Below are 18,333 nucleotides of genomic sequence, written 5' to 3'. Positions count from 1 at the left end.
TGTCCTCCGTGATTCAGGGCACCAGATGCCCGTCGATCAGATGAATTTGCCGGTCAGCTGCCTGGGCAAACTCTGGATCGTGCGTCACCGCCACAATGGCACATTTCTGATGATGGGAAAGATCGTGCAGGATGTCGCGGACATTGGCGCTGGATTTGGTATCCAGGGCGCCGGTGGGTTCATCAGCCAGAATCAGTACCGGGTCATTGGCAAGTGCTCTGGCTACCGCCACCCGCTGCCGCTGGCCACCGGAAAGCTGGCTGGGAAGCTTATGTTTATGTTCCTGCATATCTAAACTATTCAGCAGCATGCCTGCTTTCTCCCTAGCCTGTGATTCGGAAAGCAGCCCCAGTTTGCGCATTGGCAGCATGACATTTTCCAGTGACGAGAACTCGGCCAGCAGAAAGTGAAACTGGAAGACAAAACCAATCCGCTGCAGACGAACCTGTGCCAACTGACTATCATTGAACAGGCTGGTTTCCTCATCTTCCAGCCATAATTTTCCGGAAGTAGGGGAATCAAGCAGACCGAGCAGATACAGCAACGATGATTTTCCCGAGCCTGACGGGCCCATGATCGCCACAAATTCACTGTTTCCGATCGTCAGATCGATATCTTGTACCAGCGTCACGGGCACTTCACCCGGCAAAACCCGGGTTAGTTTTTCTGTGCGCAAAATACTGTTCATTCGGCACCCCGCAGAATATCGACTGGTCTGACGCGTCCGCCTTTTCGCGCAGGTAACCAGGCAGCAAACAGGGCTGACAACATGGCAAACGCGATTGCCAGCAGCAGTTGATCCATACCCCAGTAAACCGGCATATAAGCCTCCGCCGTATAAAACGGACTTTTGAAAGAAATACGGCTAAGGCCATACATCAGTGACAAGCCAAGGGTAGTCCCAAGCAGGCTGCCGAACAGACCCAGCAGTGTGCCTTCAATTAGAAAAATACGCTCAATATCACTTGCATCAAAGCCGATCGATTTCAGAATGGCGATGTCTTTGGTCTTTTCCAGTACCACTGTCGAAATCACGTTATAAATACCAAATGACGCAACCAGCAGGATCGCACTGACGACGCTGTACATGATGAGATTCCGGATCAGTACCATGCTCATCAGATCTTCACTGGCTTCTTGCCAGGACTGCGTTTTATAACCCAGATCCTGCTCAATCTGATGCGCGACAGTGGGTGCCAGCGCCGGATCAGAAAGCCGGATAATCAGCATGTTGGCGATATTCGGCTGTTCCAGCAGATTTTGTACCCGGTTTAAGAGGGCATAGATCTGGCGATCATCATAATTGGCAGTGCCGGTACGGAAGATGGCCACAATTTTCATCAGACGCACCGTGCCCGAGGAAGAGGTAATGGTCAGTTTATCGCCCATCTGCAGTTGGAATTTCTCGGCCAGTCCGGCACCAATAATGACACCATTCGGATTCACCGACAGACTGTCGAGTGAGCCGTGAATGAAATATTTTGTCAGGGAACTGACACTCTTCATCAGCTCCGGTTCAACTCCGGAAATCGTTGCGCCCCGTGTCATGCCGGCATAGGAAGCGATCACTTGTCCTTGTAAAACAGGTGCGATCTGTAAATCAGGTCGCAGGGCGATCCGGGCCAGTTTTTCTTTGTATTGCCGTATTCCCTTGATCTCGGTACGTGGCTGAATGCCATGTAATTCGTAAACGGCATCGGGATAAACAATTTCAACCGGCTGCAAGCGGGGATGACGATATTCATCGTAAACGGTGATGTGGGGCGAATTGTCGACCAGACGCTGTATAAAATCCTCTTCAGAGCCGCGCATCAACCCTGAAATAGCCAGAAAAAAAGCAACACCCAGCGAAATGCCCAGCACAGAAACGACGGTTTGCCGGCGACGCGACATCAGATGGCTGAGTGCAATGGATGTGGCCAGATTCATGATGATTTGTCCGACTGACGTAACCAGGCTTCACGCACGGATTGCCCGTTGGTCAGCTTTTCGGGTGGATCAACAATGACCGCTTCTTTCCCGGTTAAGCCCTCCGTTATTTCTGTTTTATCCGCGTTTTTCACCCCGGTTTTGACCGGTTGGCGGAACGCTTTGCCATCCTTGACCAGCCAGACAGCATTATCCAGGACGCTGGAGTTGGGCACCAGCAAGGCGTTATCCCGTTGTGAGACAAGAATATTGCTTTCCGCTGTCATGCCAATGAAAAACGGTACATCGTCAGACAGACTGATCCGCACCCGGTAACTGCGGGTGACAGGATCACCTTCAGGGGTAATCTCCCGGATGCTGCCTTCAAATACTTTTCCCGGAAATGCATCCGCAGTGATCAGAACGCGTTGCGCCGGTTTGACCCTGGGAATATCTTCCTCATCCACCTCGGCGGTCAGACGCAATTGCGTAGCTGATTTTCTCAGGGAGAAAACCACCTGATTGGCGGGTATATAATTACCGACTTCACCATCACGTTTGATGATTTCACCATCCACCGGGCTGATAAGCGTCAGCGCTTTTATTTGTGCCAGCGTTCGCCGTGTCACTTCCCGTGCCGCTTCTGCTTCTGTACGGGCCTGATCCAGCTGTTCTGCACTGACCATGCTTCGCTGATACAGCCTTCCCACACGGGAAAAATTATTCTCGGCGTTACGCTGTCGGATCTGCATTTCCCGCAGTGTCGCCTGCAACTCTGCATCATCAAACCGGGCAAGCACCTGACCGGTTTTCACCTGCATTCCCTCATCGGCCAGTAAGGCTGTCAGCCTTGCCGCCCGTTCTGTTGCCACACGAATCGGTGGGTCAGGTTCAATCGTGCCGGTGGTGTAAACGGCCTCTACTACCTGTCCGCGGGAAGGATAGGCCACGTTGACACTGAGCGGCAGATAAAAATAAATGGCTCCTGCAACTGCCACTGTCAGTAACAGAAAAATGAGAAATGCCTTTCGCCAGGTCAGCACATCCCGCTCCTGATTTGTTCCGCCTTAAGTTAAGTATAGATAGCCTCGTTCCGGTCATCGTGACCTATACTTATTAAGATAAATCCTGATAGCGGTTTAACAGCTATCAATGAACATTGGAGGTTAACATGCAATCTGGTTTGTTTAAAAAATCTGCATTGCTCGGCTTGTTATTGCTGCCGGCTTTGAGTGTGGCCGCTGACAAGCCCATACCGCCGGCTAAGCCAGAAACGCCGGTTGTCGCTACTGCAGACAAAGAACCTATTTATGGTTACCAACTGATGACTGAGGAAGAACGGGCAACTTTCCGCAATCAAATGCAAACGGCTACAACAGAAGAAGAACGTCAGCAGATCCGTCTTCAGCACCGCGAACAAATGCTTGAGCGCGCCAAGGCTCAAGGCGTCACCTTACCTGAACCACCTGTGGTTGCGCCTGGTGAGCAACCTGTTTTTGGTGGTCGGATGATGACGAATCAGGAACAGATGCAGTTCCGTACTCAGATGCAGAATGCTGCAACTGACGAAGAACGTCAGCAGATCCGTCTTCAGCACCGGGAACGGATGCTTGAGCGCGCCAAGGCCCAAGGCGTCACCTTGACTGACCCGCCAGCTATAACTCCTGGCGACGAAGTTGTTTTTGGTGGTCAGATGATGACGATGGAAGAACGGCTGCAGTTCCGTACTCAGATGCAGAATGCTGCAACTGATGAAGAGCGTCAGCAAATCCGTCTGCAACACCGGGAACAAATGCTTGAACGTGCTAAAGCTCAGGGCATAACCTTGCCAGACATGCCAATGATGAACGGTCAGGGCATGGGTAAAGGTATGGGAATGGGCCAGGGAGGTAGTAGCAGCGGAAGCGGAAGTAGCGGAGGAAGTGGAAACAGTAGTGGAAGCAGCGGAAGTAGCGCAGGAAGTGGAAACAGTAGTGGAAGCAGCGGAAATAGCGGAAGTGGTGGAAATAGTGGCGGCGGCGGAAGCGGCGGCAATAGTAAATAAACTCTTTGTAAAACGAACGAATCCGGGGCTCAGCTTTAAGTTGGCTCCGGATTTTTATTGCGGATCATATATTTTTTGAAATAGGCGCTACGTTACACACCTCACACTATACGTCCAAAACAATACACCCCTTATCACGAATTTATCGATTTATCTATAATTAAAAAAGAGGCCCTTCACGGTCTCTATGGAGTTGCGCCAGACGCGCCGGAACTCAAGCGCCTGGGTAATCCGTTCCCTGAACCTTGATTACATTCATAAAAAGGAACGTAATATGAACGCATTCAAATTAAACAGGCTGCGGCAAATCGTGGTTGCAGCGTTATTAATTGGCATGAGTGCCGGCGTCTACGCAGCGAAGGGCGGCCCTGGCGGTGGAGGAAGCGGAGGTGAACCACCTACCACTGAAACAGGCTCCAACAACCTATCTTTCCCGGTGATCCTGTCAGACAACACCGGCCCCTTCCCAGCTGACGGTGTCTGGCGATTCGCCCCGATCACCACTCCGCAAAGTGAGTGTATTGGCGAAACTGGCGTGACCGCTGGTGAGCCGGTACCGCCTAACTACCTGTGCTACTACGGACGACATATCACCGTAATATCGGAGACTGGCGAGCTCCAATTTGACGAGCCAACCAGGGTCTGGTGGCTGCAAAAACGTACACAGAACTTCTGGAAAGCGCTGACCGTTGGGAATAACACCGGCACACCACTAGTCGTGAGTGCGGTCGATGTTGGTGACCTGCTGGAATCCACCCCGTCGCTTGCCACGCGGCAGATCCGAGTCGAGTTCAACCTGTTGCAGAGCGTACCAGAGACAGGTAGCCCTCTGAGCCCCTATGTTGTAACCGAGTGGCCTACCACCGGTATTCCGACGGAATGCAACATACCTAATGAGGTGGGAGGCAATACCAGCATTGGCTGCTTCGCAGCCCTAGGCATGAGCGGGGCGGTGCCCGGTACTGAACAGTCCGGTAACGAGATGCAGGGCACAGACTTCGGCTCTGGTGACGGTTCATACCCAGGCACACAAGCTCTGGTTGACCCGACTAGCGTGAGACAAGCGTTAACTTCCGAGGGTACCTCTATCCCGGTCCACGCGCTGGTATATTCCCAGTGTGCACGTCTGGTGATCCAGAAAATCAGCGGAACGCCGACTTGGGATAAGACCACTGGTCGGTGGGTTGGCGCAGGCGTGGATGTACCGATGGTCAACGTTGCTACTTACTCGACTACTAGCCCTTGGTCGGTTGAAATTACCTCAGGTGGCAGCATTGTATATGGCTACAACTGGAACGCCAAGACTGCTGCCACAGGGACGTATCGCCTGACCTTTGTGCTGGATGGTAACGATACAGAAGGACCTCAGTGCCCAACAGCGCTGGCAACCATGTTCGGTCCTCTTGGCGGCACTCAGCTTGTGAATGTCGGTGAGAACTTCTCCCCGAACATCATAGCCAAAGGTGACTCCGCTCTTGGTGATGAAGGTGGCCTAGTCTACATCGATATCCCGTTGTCCACCAAAGGAGGTGGCGGCAGACGGTAATAAAAACAGCTCCATTCGGAGGTGTTTTATCTCCGGGCATAAAGTATCCCCTGTCCATCAATGAACAGGGGATACATGGATTAGTGAGAAAGTTAATCCAAATGAAATCAGATTAAAGGTATTCCGGTTATTCCATATCCCGAAAATCAACGAGATCAGATCTCAGAATATTTAGTAAAAAAACCACTCCGTCCCAGCCCGCGCAATGTTGTATGATGAGATCCAGATCAAATCTGCCTGGCTTTTTCCTTCGTTATCCGGAATTCCGCAACACATTGCAAAAAGCTGACAGTTCCGTTTTGTTATTTAGCTATAAGACGCTGAGGTATAAGGACATTATGAAGAAAGTGTACAATTTCTGCGCAGGCCCGGCTATGTTGCCGGTGGAAGTAATGCAACAGGCACAAAGCGAGTTCATTGACTACGCAGGCTTAGGTGTCTCTGTAATGGAATTGTCCCACCGCGGCAAGGAATACATGGCGCTGGCGGCTGAAGCGGAACAGGATCTGCGTGACCTGCTGAACATCCCGGATAACTACAAAGTCCTGTTCATGCATGGCGGTGGCCGTGGCCAGTTTGCTGCAGTGCCAATGAATCTGCTGGGTGGCGAGAACAAAAAAGCAGACTACATCGTCTCCGGCGTCTGGTCTAAAGCTGCACTGACTGAAGCCAAAAAATATGGCGATATGGTTGCCGTAGACTGCATCACAAAAGATGCGCAGGGTCGTACTACTGTAAACAAAAATCTGCAGTTCCGTCCTGATGCCGCTTATGTGCATTACTGCCCGAACGAAACTATCGAAGGGATCGAAATGGTCGATCTGCCGGACACCGGTGATATTCCGCTGGTGGCAGACCTGTCTTCTACCATCCTGTCCCGTCCTCTGGATGTGTCCAAATTCGGCATCATCTATGCTGGCGCTCAGAAAAACATCGGCCCTTCCGGTCTGTGTATTGCCATCGTACGTGATGACTTGCTGAACCAGGCTCGTGCTGATGTTCCTGCAATTCTGGATTACAAACTGACTGCAGAAAACGATTCCATGTTCAACACGCCGCCAACTTATGCCTGGTATCTGGCAGGCCTGGTGTTCAAATGGCTGAAACGTATCGGTGGTCTGGAAGCAATGGACAAGCTGAATCAGGAAAAAGCGGATTATCTGTATAACTACATTGATAACAGCAGCTTCTACAGCAACAACATTGATCCTGAATTCCGTTCACGCATGAACGTACCATTCCATCTGGCAAATCCTGAACTGGATGCTGCTTTCCTGGCTGAATCAAAAGCGGCGGGTCTGATGGCGCTGAAAGGTCACCGTATTGCTGGTGGTATGCGTGCGAGCATTTATAACGCCATGCCGCTGGAAGGTGTTAAGGCGCTGGTCAGTTTCATGGATGATTTCGCCAAGAAACATGCGTGATCCGCGAATCAGTCATAACCTGACGTGATTTAAAGCAGCGTTCCTCTGCGCTGCAGTGTAATATTAAATGTAAGAGGATAACGCCGGATTATCCGGCGTTATTTTTCTGGTGGAATCGATGAGCCTTGCTCATTGCCCGAACAATAAGAATTTTTCGTTGTAACAGGAACACTATGAAAACCCTGACTCTGGAACCGATTGCGCGTGTAGAAGGAACGGTTAACCTGCCTGGATCCAAGAGCGTTTCCAACCGTGCTTTATTGCTGGCTGCTCTGGCTCGTGGAACAACCCGATTAACTAACCTGCTGGATAGTGACGATATCCGTCATATGTTGAACGCACTGAAAACACTGGGCGTAAGCTATGAGTTGTCCGCGGACAAGACCGAATGCACCGTACATGGATTAGGCCGTGCATTTTCTTCTTCCGAGCCGGTAAGTCTGTTCCTGGGTAATGCAGGTACTGCAATGCGCCCTCTGTGTGCCGCGTTGTGTCTTGGTAATGGCGAATTTACGCTGACTGGCGAGCCCCGGATGGAAGAACGTCCGATCGCGCATCTGGTTGATGCGCTGCGTCAGGCTGGTGCGCATGTTCACTATCTGAAAAAAGATGGCTATCCGCCGCTGACCATTGAAGGCAAAGGCCTGTGGGGTGGGGAAGTTGTTATCGATGGTTCCGTTTCCAGTCAGTTCCTGACTGCGTTCCTGATGGCGGCGCCACTGGCTTCCGGCGATGTCCGCATCCGTATTCGTGGCGAGCTGGTATCCAAACCTTACATCGACATCACCCTGCATATCATGAAACAGTTTGGTGTCACCGTAGAGCACGATAATTATCAGGTGTTCTATGTGCGTGGTAATCAGACTTATGTTTCTCCAGGTACTTTCCTGGTGGAAGGCGATGCTTCTTCAGCCTCTTACTTCCTGGCTGCGGGCGCCATTAAAGGCAAAGTCCGCGTGACAGGTATTGGTAAAGACAGTATCCAGGGCGATATCCGTTTTGCCGATGTACTGGAAAACATGGGTGCGAAAATTACCTGGGGTGATGATTATATCGAGGCTGAAAACGTCGGTGAATTGCAGGCGGTTGATCAGGATATGAACCAGATCCCGGATGCGGCGATGACGATTGCCACAGCGGCATTGTTTGCCAACGGTAAAACGGCGATTCGCAACATCTATAACTGGCGCGTCAAGGAAACCGACCGTCTGACGGCGATGGCTACCGAACTGCGTAAAGTGGGTGCCGAAGTAGTGGAAGGGCATGATTTCATCGAAATCACGCCACCGGCGCAACTGAAACATGCAGCCATCGATACCTACAATGATCACCGTATCGCAATGTGCTTCTCGCTGGTGGCTCTGAGTGATACTCCAGTCACCATTAATGATCCGGACTGTACCTCTAAAACCTTCCCGGATTATTTCACCAAGTTCGCGTCTATTTCTAAACGCTGATTCTGGTATTCGGATCAATAAAAAGCCGGTGATGAAACACCGGCTTTTTTCTTACTTCATCCCGGCAAATTATTCTTTTGCTATCGGTTTGGTTGTTACTTTGGTTTTCTGATCGGCGGTGATCGTGTCGATTTCTTTCTGAACAGAAGAAACTTCTTCCGTTGTCGTCATGACACGATATTCCAGATCAAATGCCTGACGGCCCAGTGGCGGCAGTGTTTTTACACGACCTTGTTCACGTTCAATCTGACGCGGATAAGCGTAGCTGGTGCCTGGCTCAATGCCGGTGACATAACCCTGTTTCAGGGTATCCGTGTTTTTCCACAAGGTCAGGGCTGGCAGTTGTTTAGTATCATAACTGATGGCAATACCCTTATCGGCAGCCTTGTTATGCAGCATAGCGGTTGTCATCCCATCTTTATCGGCATAGGGGATCAGATTAAAGACCATCTCATCATAGCCCTTGGTTGGCCCCAGATAGGTTTGCCAGTCTTGCAGACCTTTTTTCGCATAGTCATTAAACGGAGAGATTTCTTTCACTGGCGCAACAAACTTGGCCCCTTCTTCCAGGACAGGTGCGCCGAAATTGCTGTGGTAGATGATCTGGTAATCGCGGTCATAGTCGCTGTTATTTGTCAGTTCATCATGTACTTTCACCGATTTCTGACCAGGAACAACAGTGAGTTGTGTCCATGTTTCCAGCGCACTCAGCTTGAAGGTATTCTCTTTCACCAGGCCTTTAACATGAATCGCGTAAGGTGCGGTCTCGTCAATACTGACAGTCACTTTGGAGGCTGGCGTATTGCCGGCGCGGCCATGCAGACTCATCAGTTTGCCATTTTCTTCGCCAGGATGGCCGGTCCATTCATAACCACAGCGAACCATCATCTCGTTAAATCCGTCCAGCCAGCCCAGACCATTACGCATTTCCAGATTCATATAGGCTGGATTGACGATTTCATCCACCGGGGATTTCCAGCCATAACGGACATCGCCGCTTTTGATTTCATAAATATCCATACCGCGGGTTGGGATCAGGGATACCTGCAGATCCTTGGCATCAATGGTGATCAGGGTGCTGCCTTCCTGTTTTCCACCGTGCAATGTCTTTTTGGTCACAGTAAAGGCCGGAGCATCTTTCAGACCCAGCTCATCACTGGTGACTTTCCAGTTGGCGACTTCGGTATTGTCGGCAACATCGGTCAGGATGAAGTCCTTGGCGAAAACAGCAGGAGAGAGGAGTAATGCAGAAATACTCAAGGACAACAGTGTTTTTTTCATAACAGTAATTCCCATGTTTATTGGATTCATTTGTGTTGCTGAAACGATTCTTCTTACATGGTAATAACTGATATGAGATTTATTTGTGATCGCTATCACGCTTAAAGTAAAGCTGAATTGATTCAGCTTTATTGCGATTGCTGAATCACATTTCCGATTGTGACCATTTGCAATTTAATTGAGATCTGAATGAGACTTTTCGTTTTTTTCTCGGGGGTGGGAAAATCTATCGGGCAGAAAAAACCCGGCATATAGCCGGGTTGGATAAGATAACTTTTTTGTCTTAGAACAGAATACGCTTAAAACAGGATACGTGCTTTCAGTGTGCCGTCGATTTCTTTCAGACGCGCCAGAGCAACATCACTGTGCTCTGTCTCAACTTCGATCACAACGTAGCCGATGTTTGCATTGGTTTGCAGGAACTGGCCAGCAATATTGATGCCTTCATCAGCGAATGCCTGGTTGATCTTGTTCAGAATACCAGGTTGGTTGCGGTGAATGTGCAGCAGACGGCTGGTTTTACGATTCACTTCTGGCAGTGATACTTCAGGGAAATTCACTGCAGTCAGGGTTGAACCGTTATCGGAGTACTTGATCAGTTTGCTGGAAACTTCGATACCGATGTTTTCCTGTGCTTCCTGAGTAGAACCACCGATGTGCGGAGTCAGGATCACGTTGTCAAACTTCTGCAGCGGAGAAACAAATTTCTCGCCATTCGCTTTTGGTTCAACCGGGAATACGTCAATAGCGGCGCCGGCAATATGACCGCTTTCCAGTGCTGCAGCCAGGTCGTCGATTTTAACAACGGTACCACGGGCAGCGTTGATGAAAATGGAGTTGGCTTTCATCTTCGCGAACTGTTCTTCGCCGAACATGTCTTTGGTGGATGGCGTTTCCGGAACATGCAGCGTGATCACGTCAGACTGAGCCAGCAGCTCATCCAGTGTCGCGACCTGAATAGCGTTACCCATGGAAAGTTTGTTTTCGATATCGTAGTAATAAACTTTCATACCGATGCTTTCAGCGATAACACTCAGCTGGCTACCGATATGACCGTAACCCACGATACCCAGTTTTTTACCACGGGCTTCAACGGAATTGGTTGCGCTCTTGTCCCAATCGCCACGGTGAGCGCCGGCGTTTTTGTGCGGAATACCGCGTAATAACAGCAGGATTTCACCCAATACCAGTTCAGCTACGCTGCGGGTATTTGAGAATGGCGCGTTGAATACAGGAATACCGCGTTTTTCAGCTGCTGCCAGATCAACCTGGTTGGTGCCGATACAGAAGCAACCGATGGCAACCAGTTTTTGCGCTGCGTCGAGAACTTTTTCAGTCAGGTGAGTACGGGAGCGGATACCAATGAAATGCACGTCGCGGATTTTTTCGATCAGCGCTTCTTCTTCCAGTGAACCTTTCACATATTCCACATTGGTGTAACCAGCAGATTTGAAGTTATCTACTGAGTTCGGATGCACACCTTCCAGCAGTAAAACCTTGATCTTGTCCTTGTCGAGAGAATATTTGGTCATGTCTGCGCTCCCTTTTACGCAACGTCATTGGATTGCGTAGTAAATTAACAAAAAAGGGGAGTCTGCGCCAAGGAAGATTGCCTTAACGTAATACAAATTTTCTATATGACTAATGCGCTATACCAATATGCATCAGAGAGATTCAAGATTAAGCAAAAAATATACCGTAATAAAAAACCGGATACTGAATAACTGATGGACAGTCTGACTGTATGTTCATATTGTTACCGGAATTACAGATGAGGGTGGTTATGAATATTATTTTTGATATCGGAAATGTGCTGGTCAGATGGGATCCGGTCAATATCGTGCGTTCAGTGATTAACGCGCCGGGGGCAGTCCGGGTCGCGGAGCATTTGTTTGCTCATTCTGACTGGCAGGAGGTGGATAAGGGGTGTCTTTCAATTCCGGATGTCATCGCCCGTGCTGTAGAGCGTACCGATATTGATGAGGATATCGTGACTGCCATTTATCGTTCTGTTCCTGCTTCATTGACTCCTATCCCTGAAAATATCGCTGTACTACAACAACTCCGGCAGGCTGGGTTTAGTCTTTATGCTCTCTCCAATATGGGGCATGAATCTGCAGCATATCTTGCTGCGACTGCACCATTCTGGAATGAGTTTGATGCCAGAGTGATTTCTGCCGAAGTGCAACTGGTTAAACCGGATCCGGCGATATTCGAATATCTGCTAAAAAATAATGGTCTGACCAATTCTGATTGCATCTTCATCGATGACTCGCTGATTAACGTTCAGGTTGCAGAAAATCTGGGAATCAAAGGCATTCACTTTCAGTCTGTAACTCAGATGACAACTGAATTAAGAAAGTACATTTCATGGGCAGAATAGCGGCTGATACAGAAAAATGATCTAAATCATTTAACAGTATTAACGTTAATTTAAATCTTATTTAAACAGGTGACTGATGGGTTGGAATGAGGGAGAATAGCCCTGCAAGCCAATCAGTAATTGGTATTACCAATTTATTGTGCTGATAACCACAAGAACGTGACACCCTGTTTTTGAATGTGTCGTTTGTTACAAACGGCGCACAAACAGACTGTCAGACTGTCAGCCTGTAACGCCATACCACTGCGGTTTTGGGGTGAACAGATGATAAATGGGTCCGTTTTTGTGGGTTGGCATAAATTATGATTGCCTTGCAGTAATGGTTGTCTGAGTTGTTCAGACAGTAATACAGGCTGCATCTAAAAGCTGAAACTTATGAAGAATAAGTCGTTGAGCCGGTTTTTAGACGTTACCTATACAAATAGGCCATCGCCGAGCGTTTAATCCAATATTCGTTCGCCCTGACCTTGAACTGCTTGGACACAGAGTGTCTTAAGCCATGCGAGGAAAGAATGGAAGTAACAATCAATCCAACCGTTCTGGTTGTGAACTGCGGTAGTTCATCTCTTAAATTTGCTATTGTCGATCCAGTGACTGGTGAGCAATACCTGAGTGGTCTTGCGGAAGCGTTAGGTTTACCGGAAGCTCAGATCAGCTGGCGTTTCGGTGATGGCGAGAAGCGGAAAGATAGTCTGGCCTCCGGCGCGGATCACACTGCAGCACTGACTTATCTTGAAGAGCATATTCTTGAAGGTAAACCAGAGCTGATGAAATCTTTCATCGCAGTAGGTCACCGTGTGGTTCATGGCGGTGAGTTGTTCACTCATCCAACATTGATCACTGACGAAGTGGTAAAAGGCATTGAACAGTGCATCCCTCTGGCACCATTGCATAACCCGGCTCACTTGTTAGGTATTGCAGCAGCCCGCCGTCTCTTCTCCGAACTTCCTCACGTCGCTATTTTTGATACCGCTTTCCATCAGACCATGCCAGCTAAAGCGTTCATGTATCCGCTCCCGAACGAGCTGTACAAAGAACACGCGATCCGTCGCTATGGCGCACATGGTACCAGCCATTATTATGTGACTACCGAAGCGGCGAAACTGCTGGGTAAACCGATGTCAGAAACCAATATCATTACTGCACATCTGGGTAATGGTGGTTCTGTCAGCGCAATCAAAAATGGTAAATGTGTTGATACCAGTATGGGTCTGACTCCGCTGGAAGGTATCGTGATGGGTACCCGTTGTGGTGATATCGATCCATCCATCGTGTTCTTCCTGATCGACACACTGGGCTACTCTGTTGAAGATGTACGCAACACCCTGAACAAAAAATCAGGTCTGTTGGGTCTGTCTGGTAAAACCAGCGATTTCCGTGGTGTTATCGAAGGTCTGGAGCAGGGTGATGAGCAGTGCCAGCAGGCATTTGATATCTACTGCTACCGTCTGGCGAAATATATCGTTTCTTACTACGTTGCCGTAGGCAAAGTAGACGCACTGATCTTCACCGGTGGTATCGGTGAAAACTCCATGCCAATGCGCAGTGCGGTACTGAAGTTGCTGGAAGGCTTCGGTTTTGTTGAAGACGAAGCTGGTAACGCAGCAGCTCGTTTCGGCAATTCAGGCCTGATCACCAAAGCTGGCAGCACTAAAGCGTTCGTTATCCCTACTAACGAAGAGCTGGTGATTGCACAAGGCGCGGCTGAGTTCGCCAAATAATTTCTGTCAGTTTTGACGGATATAAAAAACGGCCCGTTAAGGGCCGTTTTGCTATCTGGAATCTCTATCTTAACCAGCTTGTTCAGCCGCTGATTCGATAGCTTCCTGTGCGCGTTGCGATGCAGGTTTTGCCAGCAATTCTTTCCATTTACGCATGGCAGAGATCAGGATGATGATGCCCAATGCCAGCATGATGATGGAAATACAGCCGTTGAAGATGTTGTAACCTTTGGCAACCGGATTGAAGTAAACATTTTTGATCATCCAGTAACCGGCGTATTGCACTGTCACGAACAGATAGGCCAGTGGGATCAGACAGGTCAGGGCGTAACGACGTTTCTGGGACAGTCGCAGGATGATGGTTGTACCGATGATCAGGCCCACAGAAGCCATCAGCTGGTTAGAAACCCCGAACAGTGCCCAGACTGAGCCGATATCACCGGACATCAGCAGGTAGCCCCACATCACACAAGCCAGTACGCTCGCGCCGATAGCACCTGGCAACCAGTCCAGACGTTTCAGTGGCGCATAGAATTCACCGAAGAAGTCCTGGATCAGATAGCGTGACACACGAGTACCTGAGTCAACCGCAGTCAGGATGAACACGGCTTCAAACATAACTACGAACTGGAAGAAGTAAGAGGCCAGGCTGCTGAACCAGCTGACTTTGGTGAAGATATAAGACATACCAACAGCCAGAGTAACGGCACCGCCGGTACGGCCATACAGGTCCAGACCAATTTCCTGAGACAGTTGCGGCAAATCAATCACGTTCATGCCCAGCGTTGCAAAGGCAGCCGGAGATGAGTTGATGGCAAAATAATCTGCAGGATGTAAGGCAGTAGCAGCGATCAGCGCCATCACACCAACCACACATTCCGCCAGCATGGCGCCAAATGCGACAGGCAGGATGTCACTCCATTTGTCGACCAGTTTCGGTGTAGTACCTGAACCGATGAAGGCATGGAAACCTGAGATGGCACCGCAAGCGATGGTGATAGAAATAAATGGCCATACCGGGCCACCCAGAACAGGACCACCGCCGTGAATGAACTGAGTCAGAGCAGGGAACTTGATTTCGGGGTTGATGAATACCACACCGATCACCAGCGCACCGAATACACCAATCTTCATGAAAGAAGAAATGTAGCCGCGAGGAGTCAGCAGTAACCAGACTGGCAGGGCGGTCGCGAAGAAGGCATAGATTGGCAGTGCCAGACTGATGGTGGTTTCGTGCAGGGTCAGCCAGTCACCGAACACGGTGCCCTGAATATACGGGCCGAAGAACACACAGGCCAGCACGGCAATAAAACCAACGATGGATGAGTTTTTCAGATCACCGGTATATTTGTGATACAGGCCAACCACCATGGAAATCGGAATCGTCATGAATACCGCGAAAGTACCCCATGGGTTACGTTCCAGCGCATGCACAACCACCATAGACAAACCCGCCATAGTAATGGTGATGATGAACAGCATCGCCAGACCAGTACACCAGCCGGCTACCGGACCAAGCTCGGCTTTGGCAACTTCAGAGAGGGATTTACCCTGATATTTCATTGAGGCAAACAGCACAACCGTATCATGCACCGCACCGCCAATGACACAGCCTATCAGCAGCCAGAGGAAGCTGGGCAGGTAGCCATACTGGGCGGCCAGAACCGGACCAACTAGCGGGCCGGCAGCCGCGATAGCAGCAAAATGCTGACCGAAGTTAACCCAACGGTTGGTTGGCACGTAATTTTTGCCATCAGATAACGCATGAGAAGGCGTGACCTGACTGTCATCAGCCTGCAGTACTTTACGCACGAAGAAAATACCGTAGAACCGATAGCAGATGGCAAGAATACACAGTGCACTGATGACAAATGTAATTGCATGCGTCATGTGTGTTACTCCTGATTTAAGTGGAAACTGACGCCAGATCCTTTCTGGCGGTACAGGTTCACTTTAGGAGACTCATTTCAGGAATCACATTTCTAATCAGGTGAGCGGTTGTATGACGTATTTAAGCGGTTTTAATTCGCCGGGGAGTGGTTTTTATGTATTTAAGGAATGTTCAGACTCTGTTTAAGCGGTTTCAGATAACGGCGGCTGACTGGGATCCGTTGCTGTGCACGGGTAATGACTTCGGCACTGCCGTTTTCCAGTAACTGAATTTCCGCCACCTGATCCGGATTAATCATGTACTGCCGGTGACAGCGCAGGAATGGTGTTTTCTCTTCCAGCGTACGCATGGTCAGCTGGGTGACGCCGGCCTGTTTGGCACTGCAGACATGCACGCCGGCCAGATCACTGTGAATATATTCCACTTCCGTCAGTGGCACTAAAAAAATCCGGTTATGACCACAGCAGGGAATAGAGCGCAACGGCGCCAGTTCAGTCAGTGGTTGATAGGATTGGGGGGGCAGCTCTTTGCGTAACCGGTGCAGCGTCTTCTCCAGCCGGGCTGGTTCAATGGGTTTCAGCAAATAGTCAAACGCATTTTCCTCAAACGCTTTCAGCGCAAATTCATCGTAAGCGGTAACAAAGACAATCGCAGGAATTTGCTCGGGATCCAGCATGCTCACCATTTCCAGCCCGCTGATTCGAGGCATCTGGATATCCAGAAAGACGACATCCGGATGTAATTTATGAATAGCCGGAATTGCTTCCAGCGCATTACTGCATTCTCCTATGATCTCCAGACCATCATAGTCTGCAAGAATACTGCGTAATTCCTCTCTGGCAGGTAATTCATCATCAACGATCATCACGCGCAACATGGCTGAACCTCTGAAAACGGTAATTCAATGATGACCTGGGTTAATACTTCCGGCTGACATTTAACCTGTACGCCATACTGTTCCCCGTAATGTGCTTTAATGCGGCGATCAACCAGATTCATGCCCAGGCCATTACTACTCTCGCTTTTCTCCGGCTGCGCAGGGGCATCAAATAAACCGGCATCATCTTCGACCAGCAGTTGCCAGTGATCAGCGTACGGTTGTCCTTTGATCGACACTGTTCCACCATCCATAGCGTGAGATATACCGTGCTTTATCGCATTTTCCACGATTGGTTGCAGTGAGAACGCCGGCAATTTTTGCTGCAGCAGTGATTCATCAATCTCTAAATTGACTTTTAGCCGATCAGGAAACCGGGCCAGTTCTATCTGTAAATAACTGTTTACGTGTTCCAGCTCCTCTTTCAGAGTCACTTCTTCCGCTTCCCGGCGTAAATTTTTACGGAAAAACAGCGACAGGTGCTGGACTAACTGCCGGGCTTTCTCCGGATCGGTGCGGATAACGGAAGCCAGCGTATTTAATGCGTTAAACAGGAAATGCGGATTAACCTGCGCATGCAGTAGTTTTATTTCCGAACGAGCTAACAGTTCACTTTGTGCGGAATATTTCCCGGCCAGGATCTGGGTGGAAAGCAGTCTTGCCACGCCTTCACCCAGTGTCCGGTTCAGCGAGGAGAACAGTTTTCGCTTCGGTTCATAGAGTTTGATGGTGCCGATGACCTGGTTATCTTCACCCCGCAGCGGGATCACCAGTGTGGAACCGAGTTTGCAGCGCGGATCGAGGGTACAGTGATAACGGATCAGGTTACCGTCGGCGTAAACCACTTCATTGTTGGCTATCGCCCTGAGTGTATGCGAAGAAGTAATCGGTGAACCGGGCAAGTGATGGTCTTCACCAATACCAATAAAGGCGAGCAGTTTTTCCCGATCGGTCAGCGCAACCGCTCCGACATTCGTTTCTTCCAGTAGTATCCGGGCAAGCTGGCTGCAGTTTTCCTGATTAAAGCCCTTGTTCAGAATCCCCATGGAGCGTTCGGCGATTTTCAGGGCGCGGGCGGAAAAAGCGACGGAATACTTTTCATACATGGCTCGTCGGTCCAGCAACATCTGCATCAGGATCGCCGCGCCAAAACTGTTGGCCAGCATCATCGGTAATGCGATGTTTTGCACCAGATGCCATGCCTGATCAAAAGGGCGTGCCAGTAGCAGGATAATTCCCATCTGCAGGCATTCGGCGACTAAAGCGGTAGAGAAGACGATCCAGGGATTAAATAACTGCTCCGGACGTCGTTGTCTCAGATAGTAACGATGCACCAATCCGCCCAACACACCTTCCGCAATAGTTGATACCATGCAGGCAAAAGAAGTAAAACCACCTAGACTGTAACGATGGATTCCGCCTGTCAGACCGACCATAAAACCAACCATCGGGCCACCGACAATACCGCCCAGCACAGCGCCGGTTGCGCGTGTATTGGCAATCGAGTTGTCAATGCGGAGGCCGAAATAGGTCCCCATAATGCAAAAAGCGGAAAAGATCAGATAACAGAGGATTTTATTGGGTAATCTGATCGTCACCTGTGTCAGCAGCTGGAAAAGAGGCGTTTTACTGAGCAGATAAACAATGACGACATAGACGCACATCTGCTGCAAAAGCGACACAATAAGCGTGATTTGCTGAAGACTCATGATGATATGGACCCCGATTGGTTTGTCTCATTTTAGGAGGTGACATGGCTGCTGACCTTGCACCAGCTCATTTTTATGCAATAAATCATTGA

General features: G+C 49.6%; 14 protein-coding genes. 6 read left to right on the top strand and 8 right to left on the bottom strand.

Features of this window, described 5'->3' with window-relative positions; genetic code table 11:
- Positions 1-13: 13 nt before the first annotated feature.
- The 3 genes from HNR75_RS08200 to HNR75_RS08190 are packed head-to-tail and all read right to left on the bottom strand — an operon-like array spanning position 14 to position 2,951.
- Positions 14-688, bottom strand: a complete 675-nt coding sequence (locus tag HNR75_RS08200) for an ABC transporter ATP-binding protein (protein ID WP_188026496.1) — start codon at positions 686-688, stop codon at positions 14-16.
- Positions 685-1,929, bottom strand: a complete 1,245-nt coding sequence (locus HNR75_RS08195) for an ABC transporter permease (protein ID WP_188026495.1) — start codon at positions 1,927-1,929, stop codon at positions 685-687. The genes HNR75_RS08200 and HNR75_RS08195 overlap by 4 nt, the downstream gene beginning before the upstream one ends.
- Positions 1,926-2,951 carry an efflux RND transporter periplasmic adaptor subunit gene (locus tag HNR75_RS08190; RefSeq protein ID WP_188026494.1) on the bottom strand — a complete coding sequence of 342 codons (1,026 nt, stop codon included), beginning with the start codon at positions 2,949-2,951 and terminating at the stop codon, positions 1,926-1,928. The genes HNR75_RS08195 and HNR75_RS08190 overlap by 4 nt, the downstream gene beginning before the upstream one ends.
- A 128-nt stretch (positions 2,952-3,079) precedes the next feature.
- On the opposite strand from HNR75_RS08190, the gene HNR75_RS08185 reads away from it, so the two are divergent.
- The 4 genes from HNR75_RS08185 to aroA all read left to right on the top strand — a co-directional run bounded on the left by HNR75_RS08185 (position 3,080) and on the right by aroA (position 8,379).
- Positions 3,080-3,952 carry a hypothetical protein gene (locus HNR75_RS08185; RefSeq protein ID WP_188026493.1) on the top strand — a complete coding sequence of 291 codons (873 nt, stop codon included), beginning with the start codon at positions 3,080-3,082 and terminating at the stop codon, positions 3,950-3,952.
- A 799-nt stretch (positions 3,953-4,751) separates the two neighbouring features.
- Positions 4,752-5,498 (top strand): hypothetical protein, encoded by a 747-nt coding sequence (locus tag HNR75_RS08180; RefSeq protein ID WP_188026492.1) that lies wholly within the window; start codon positions 4,752-4,754, stop codon positions 5,496-5,498.
- Positions 5,499-5,833: 335 nt separating this feature from the next.
- Positions 5,834-6,922, top strand: a complete 1,089-nt coding sequence (serC, locus tag HNR75_RS08175) for a 3-phosphoserine/phosphohydroxythreonine transaminase (protein WP_188026662.1) — start codon at positions 5,834-5,836, stop codon at positions 6,920-6,922.
- 173 nt (positions 6,923-7,095) lie between these two features.
- Complete coding sequence (gene aroA, locus HNR75_RS08170; protein WP_188026491.1) at positions 7,096-8,379, top strand: 3-phosphoshikimate 1-carboxyvinyltransferase; 1,284 nt, start codon at positions 7,096-7,098, stop codon at positions 8,377-8,379.
- A 69-nt stretch (positions 8,380-8,448) separates the two neighbouring features.
- Here the strand turns inward: aroA and HNR75_RS08165 are convergent, their stop codons facing one another.
- Positions 8,449-9,660, bottom strand: coding sequence for an aldose 1-epimerase family protein (locus tag HNR75_RS08165; RefSeq protein ID WP_188026490.1), 1,212 nt, complete (start codon positions 9,658-9,660; stop codon positions 8,449-8,451).
- Between the two features lie 299 nt (positions 9,661-9,959).
- Positions 9,960-11,192, bottom strand: coding sequence for a phosphoglycerate dehydrogenase (serA, locus tag HNR75_RS08160; RefSeq protein ID WP_188026489.1), 1,233 nt, complete (start codon positions 11,190-11,192; stop codon positions 9,960-9,962).
- A gap of 251 nt (positions 11,193-11,443) precedes the next feature.
- Here serA and HNR75_RS08155 point away from each other — a divergent pair, with 251 nt between their 5' ends.
- Both HNR75_RS08155 and HNR75_RS08150 read left to right on the top strand, forming a co-directional pair.
- Complete coding sequence (locus HNR75_RS08155; protein ID WP_188026488.1) at positions 11,444-12,043, top strand: HAD family hydrolase; 600 nt, start codon at positions 11,444-11,446, stop codon at positions 12,041-12,043.
- A gap of 524 nt (positions 12,044-12,567) precedes the next feature.
- Positions 12,568-13,764: an acetate kinase gene (locus HNR75_RS08150; protein ID WP_343043268.1), complete on the top strand. Its 1,197-nt coding sequence runs from the start codon at positions 12,568-12,570 to the stop codon at positions 13,762-13,764.
- A gap of 69 nt (positions 13,765-13,833) precedes the next feature.
- On the opposite strand, the gene HNR75_RS08145 is transcribed toward HNR75_RS08150, so the two are convergent.
- The 3 genes from HNR75_RS08145 to HNR75_RS08135 all read right to left on the bottom strand — a co-directional run bounded on the left by HNR75_RS08145 (position 13,834) and on the right by HNR75_RS08135 (position 18,241).
- Entirely contained in the window at positions 13,834-15,654 is a 1,821-nt protein-coding gene (locus tag HNR75_RS08145; RefSeq protein WP_188026486.1) for a carbon starvation CstA family protein, read from the bottom strand.
- A 161-nt stretch (positions 15,655-15,815) separates the two neighbouring features.
- Entirely contained in the window at positions 15,816-16,532 is a 717-nt protein-coding gene (btsR, locus tag HNR75_RS08140) for a two-component system response regulator BtsR (protein ID WP_188026485.1), read from the bottom strand.
- Positions 16,520-18,241 (bottom strand): sensor histidine kinase, encoded by a 1,722-nt coding sequence (locus HNR75_RS08135; RefSeq protein ID WP_188026484.1) that lies wholly within the window; start codon positions 18,239-18,241, stop codon positions 16,520-16,522. The genes btsR and HNR75_RS08135 overlap by 13 nt, the downstream gene beginning before the upstream one ends.
- Between the last annotated feature and the right edge of the window lie 92 nt (positions 18,242-18,333).

This window comes from Tolumonas osonensis, from assembly GCF_014202415.1.
In the GTDB taxonomy this organism is placed as follows: Bacteria; Pseudomonadota; Gammaproteobacteria; order Enterobacterales; family Aeromonadaceae; genus Tolumonas; species Tolumonas osonensis.
This window is presented reverse-complemented; position numbering and strand designations above follow the sequence as displayed.

Bases quoted from the DNA above. Each gene is read 5' to 3' on its own strand.
- HNR75_RS08200 (WP_188026496.1), bottom strand. From the start codon at position 688: ATGAACAGTATTTTGCGCACAGAAAAACTAACCCGGGTTTTGCCGGGT.
- HNR75_RS08195 (WP_188026495.1), bottom strand. From the start codon at position 1,929: ATGAATCTGGCCACATCCATTGCACTCAGCCATCTGATGTCGCGTCGC.
- HNR75_RS08185 (WP_188026493.1), top strand. From the start codon at position 3,080: ATGCAATCTGGTTTGTTTAAAAAATCTGCATTGCTCGGCTTGTTATTG.
- aroA (WP_188026491.1), top strand. From the start codon at position 7,096: ATGAAAACCCTGACTCTGGAACCGATTGCGCGTGTAGAAGGAACGGTT.
- HNR75_RS08165 (WP_188026490.1), bottom strand. From the start codon at position 9,660: ATGAAAAAAACACTGTTGTCCTTGAGTATTTCTGCATTACTCCTCTCT.
- serA (WP_188026489.1), bottom strand. From the start codon at position 11,192: ATGACCAAATATTCTCTCGACAAGGACAAGATCAAGGTTTTACTGCTG.
- HNR75_RS08155 (WP_188026488.1), top strand. From the start codon at position 11,444: ATGAATATTATTTTTGATATCGGAAATGTGCTGGTCAGATGGGATCCG.
- HNR75_RS08145 (WP_188026486.1), bottom strand. From the start codon at position 15,654: ATGACGCATGCAATTACATTTGTCATCAGTGCACTGTGTATTCTTGCC.
- btsR (WP_188026485.1), bottom strand. From the start codon at position 16,532: ATGTTGCGCGTGATGATCGTTGATGATGAATTACCTGCCAGAGAGGAA.
- HNR75_RS08135 (WP_188026484.1), bottom strand. From the start codon at position 18,241: ATGAGTCTTCAGCAAATCACGCTTATTGTGTCGCTTTTGCAGCAGATG.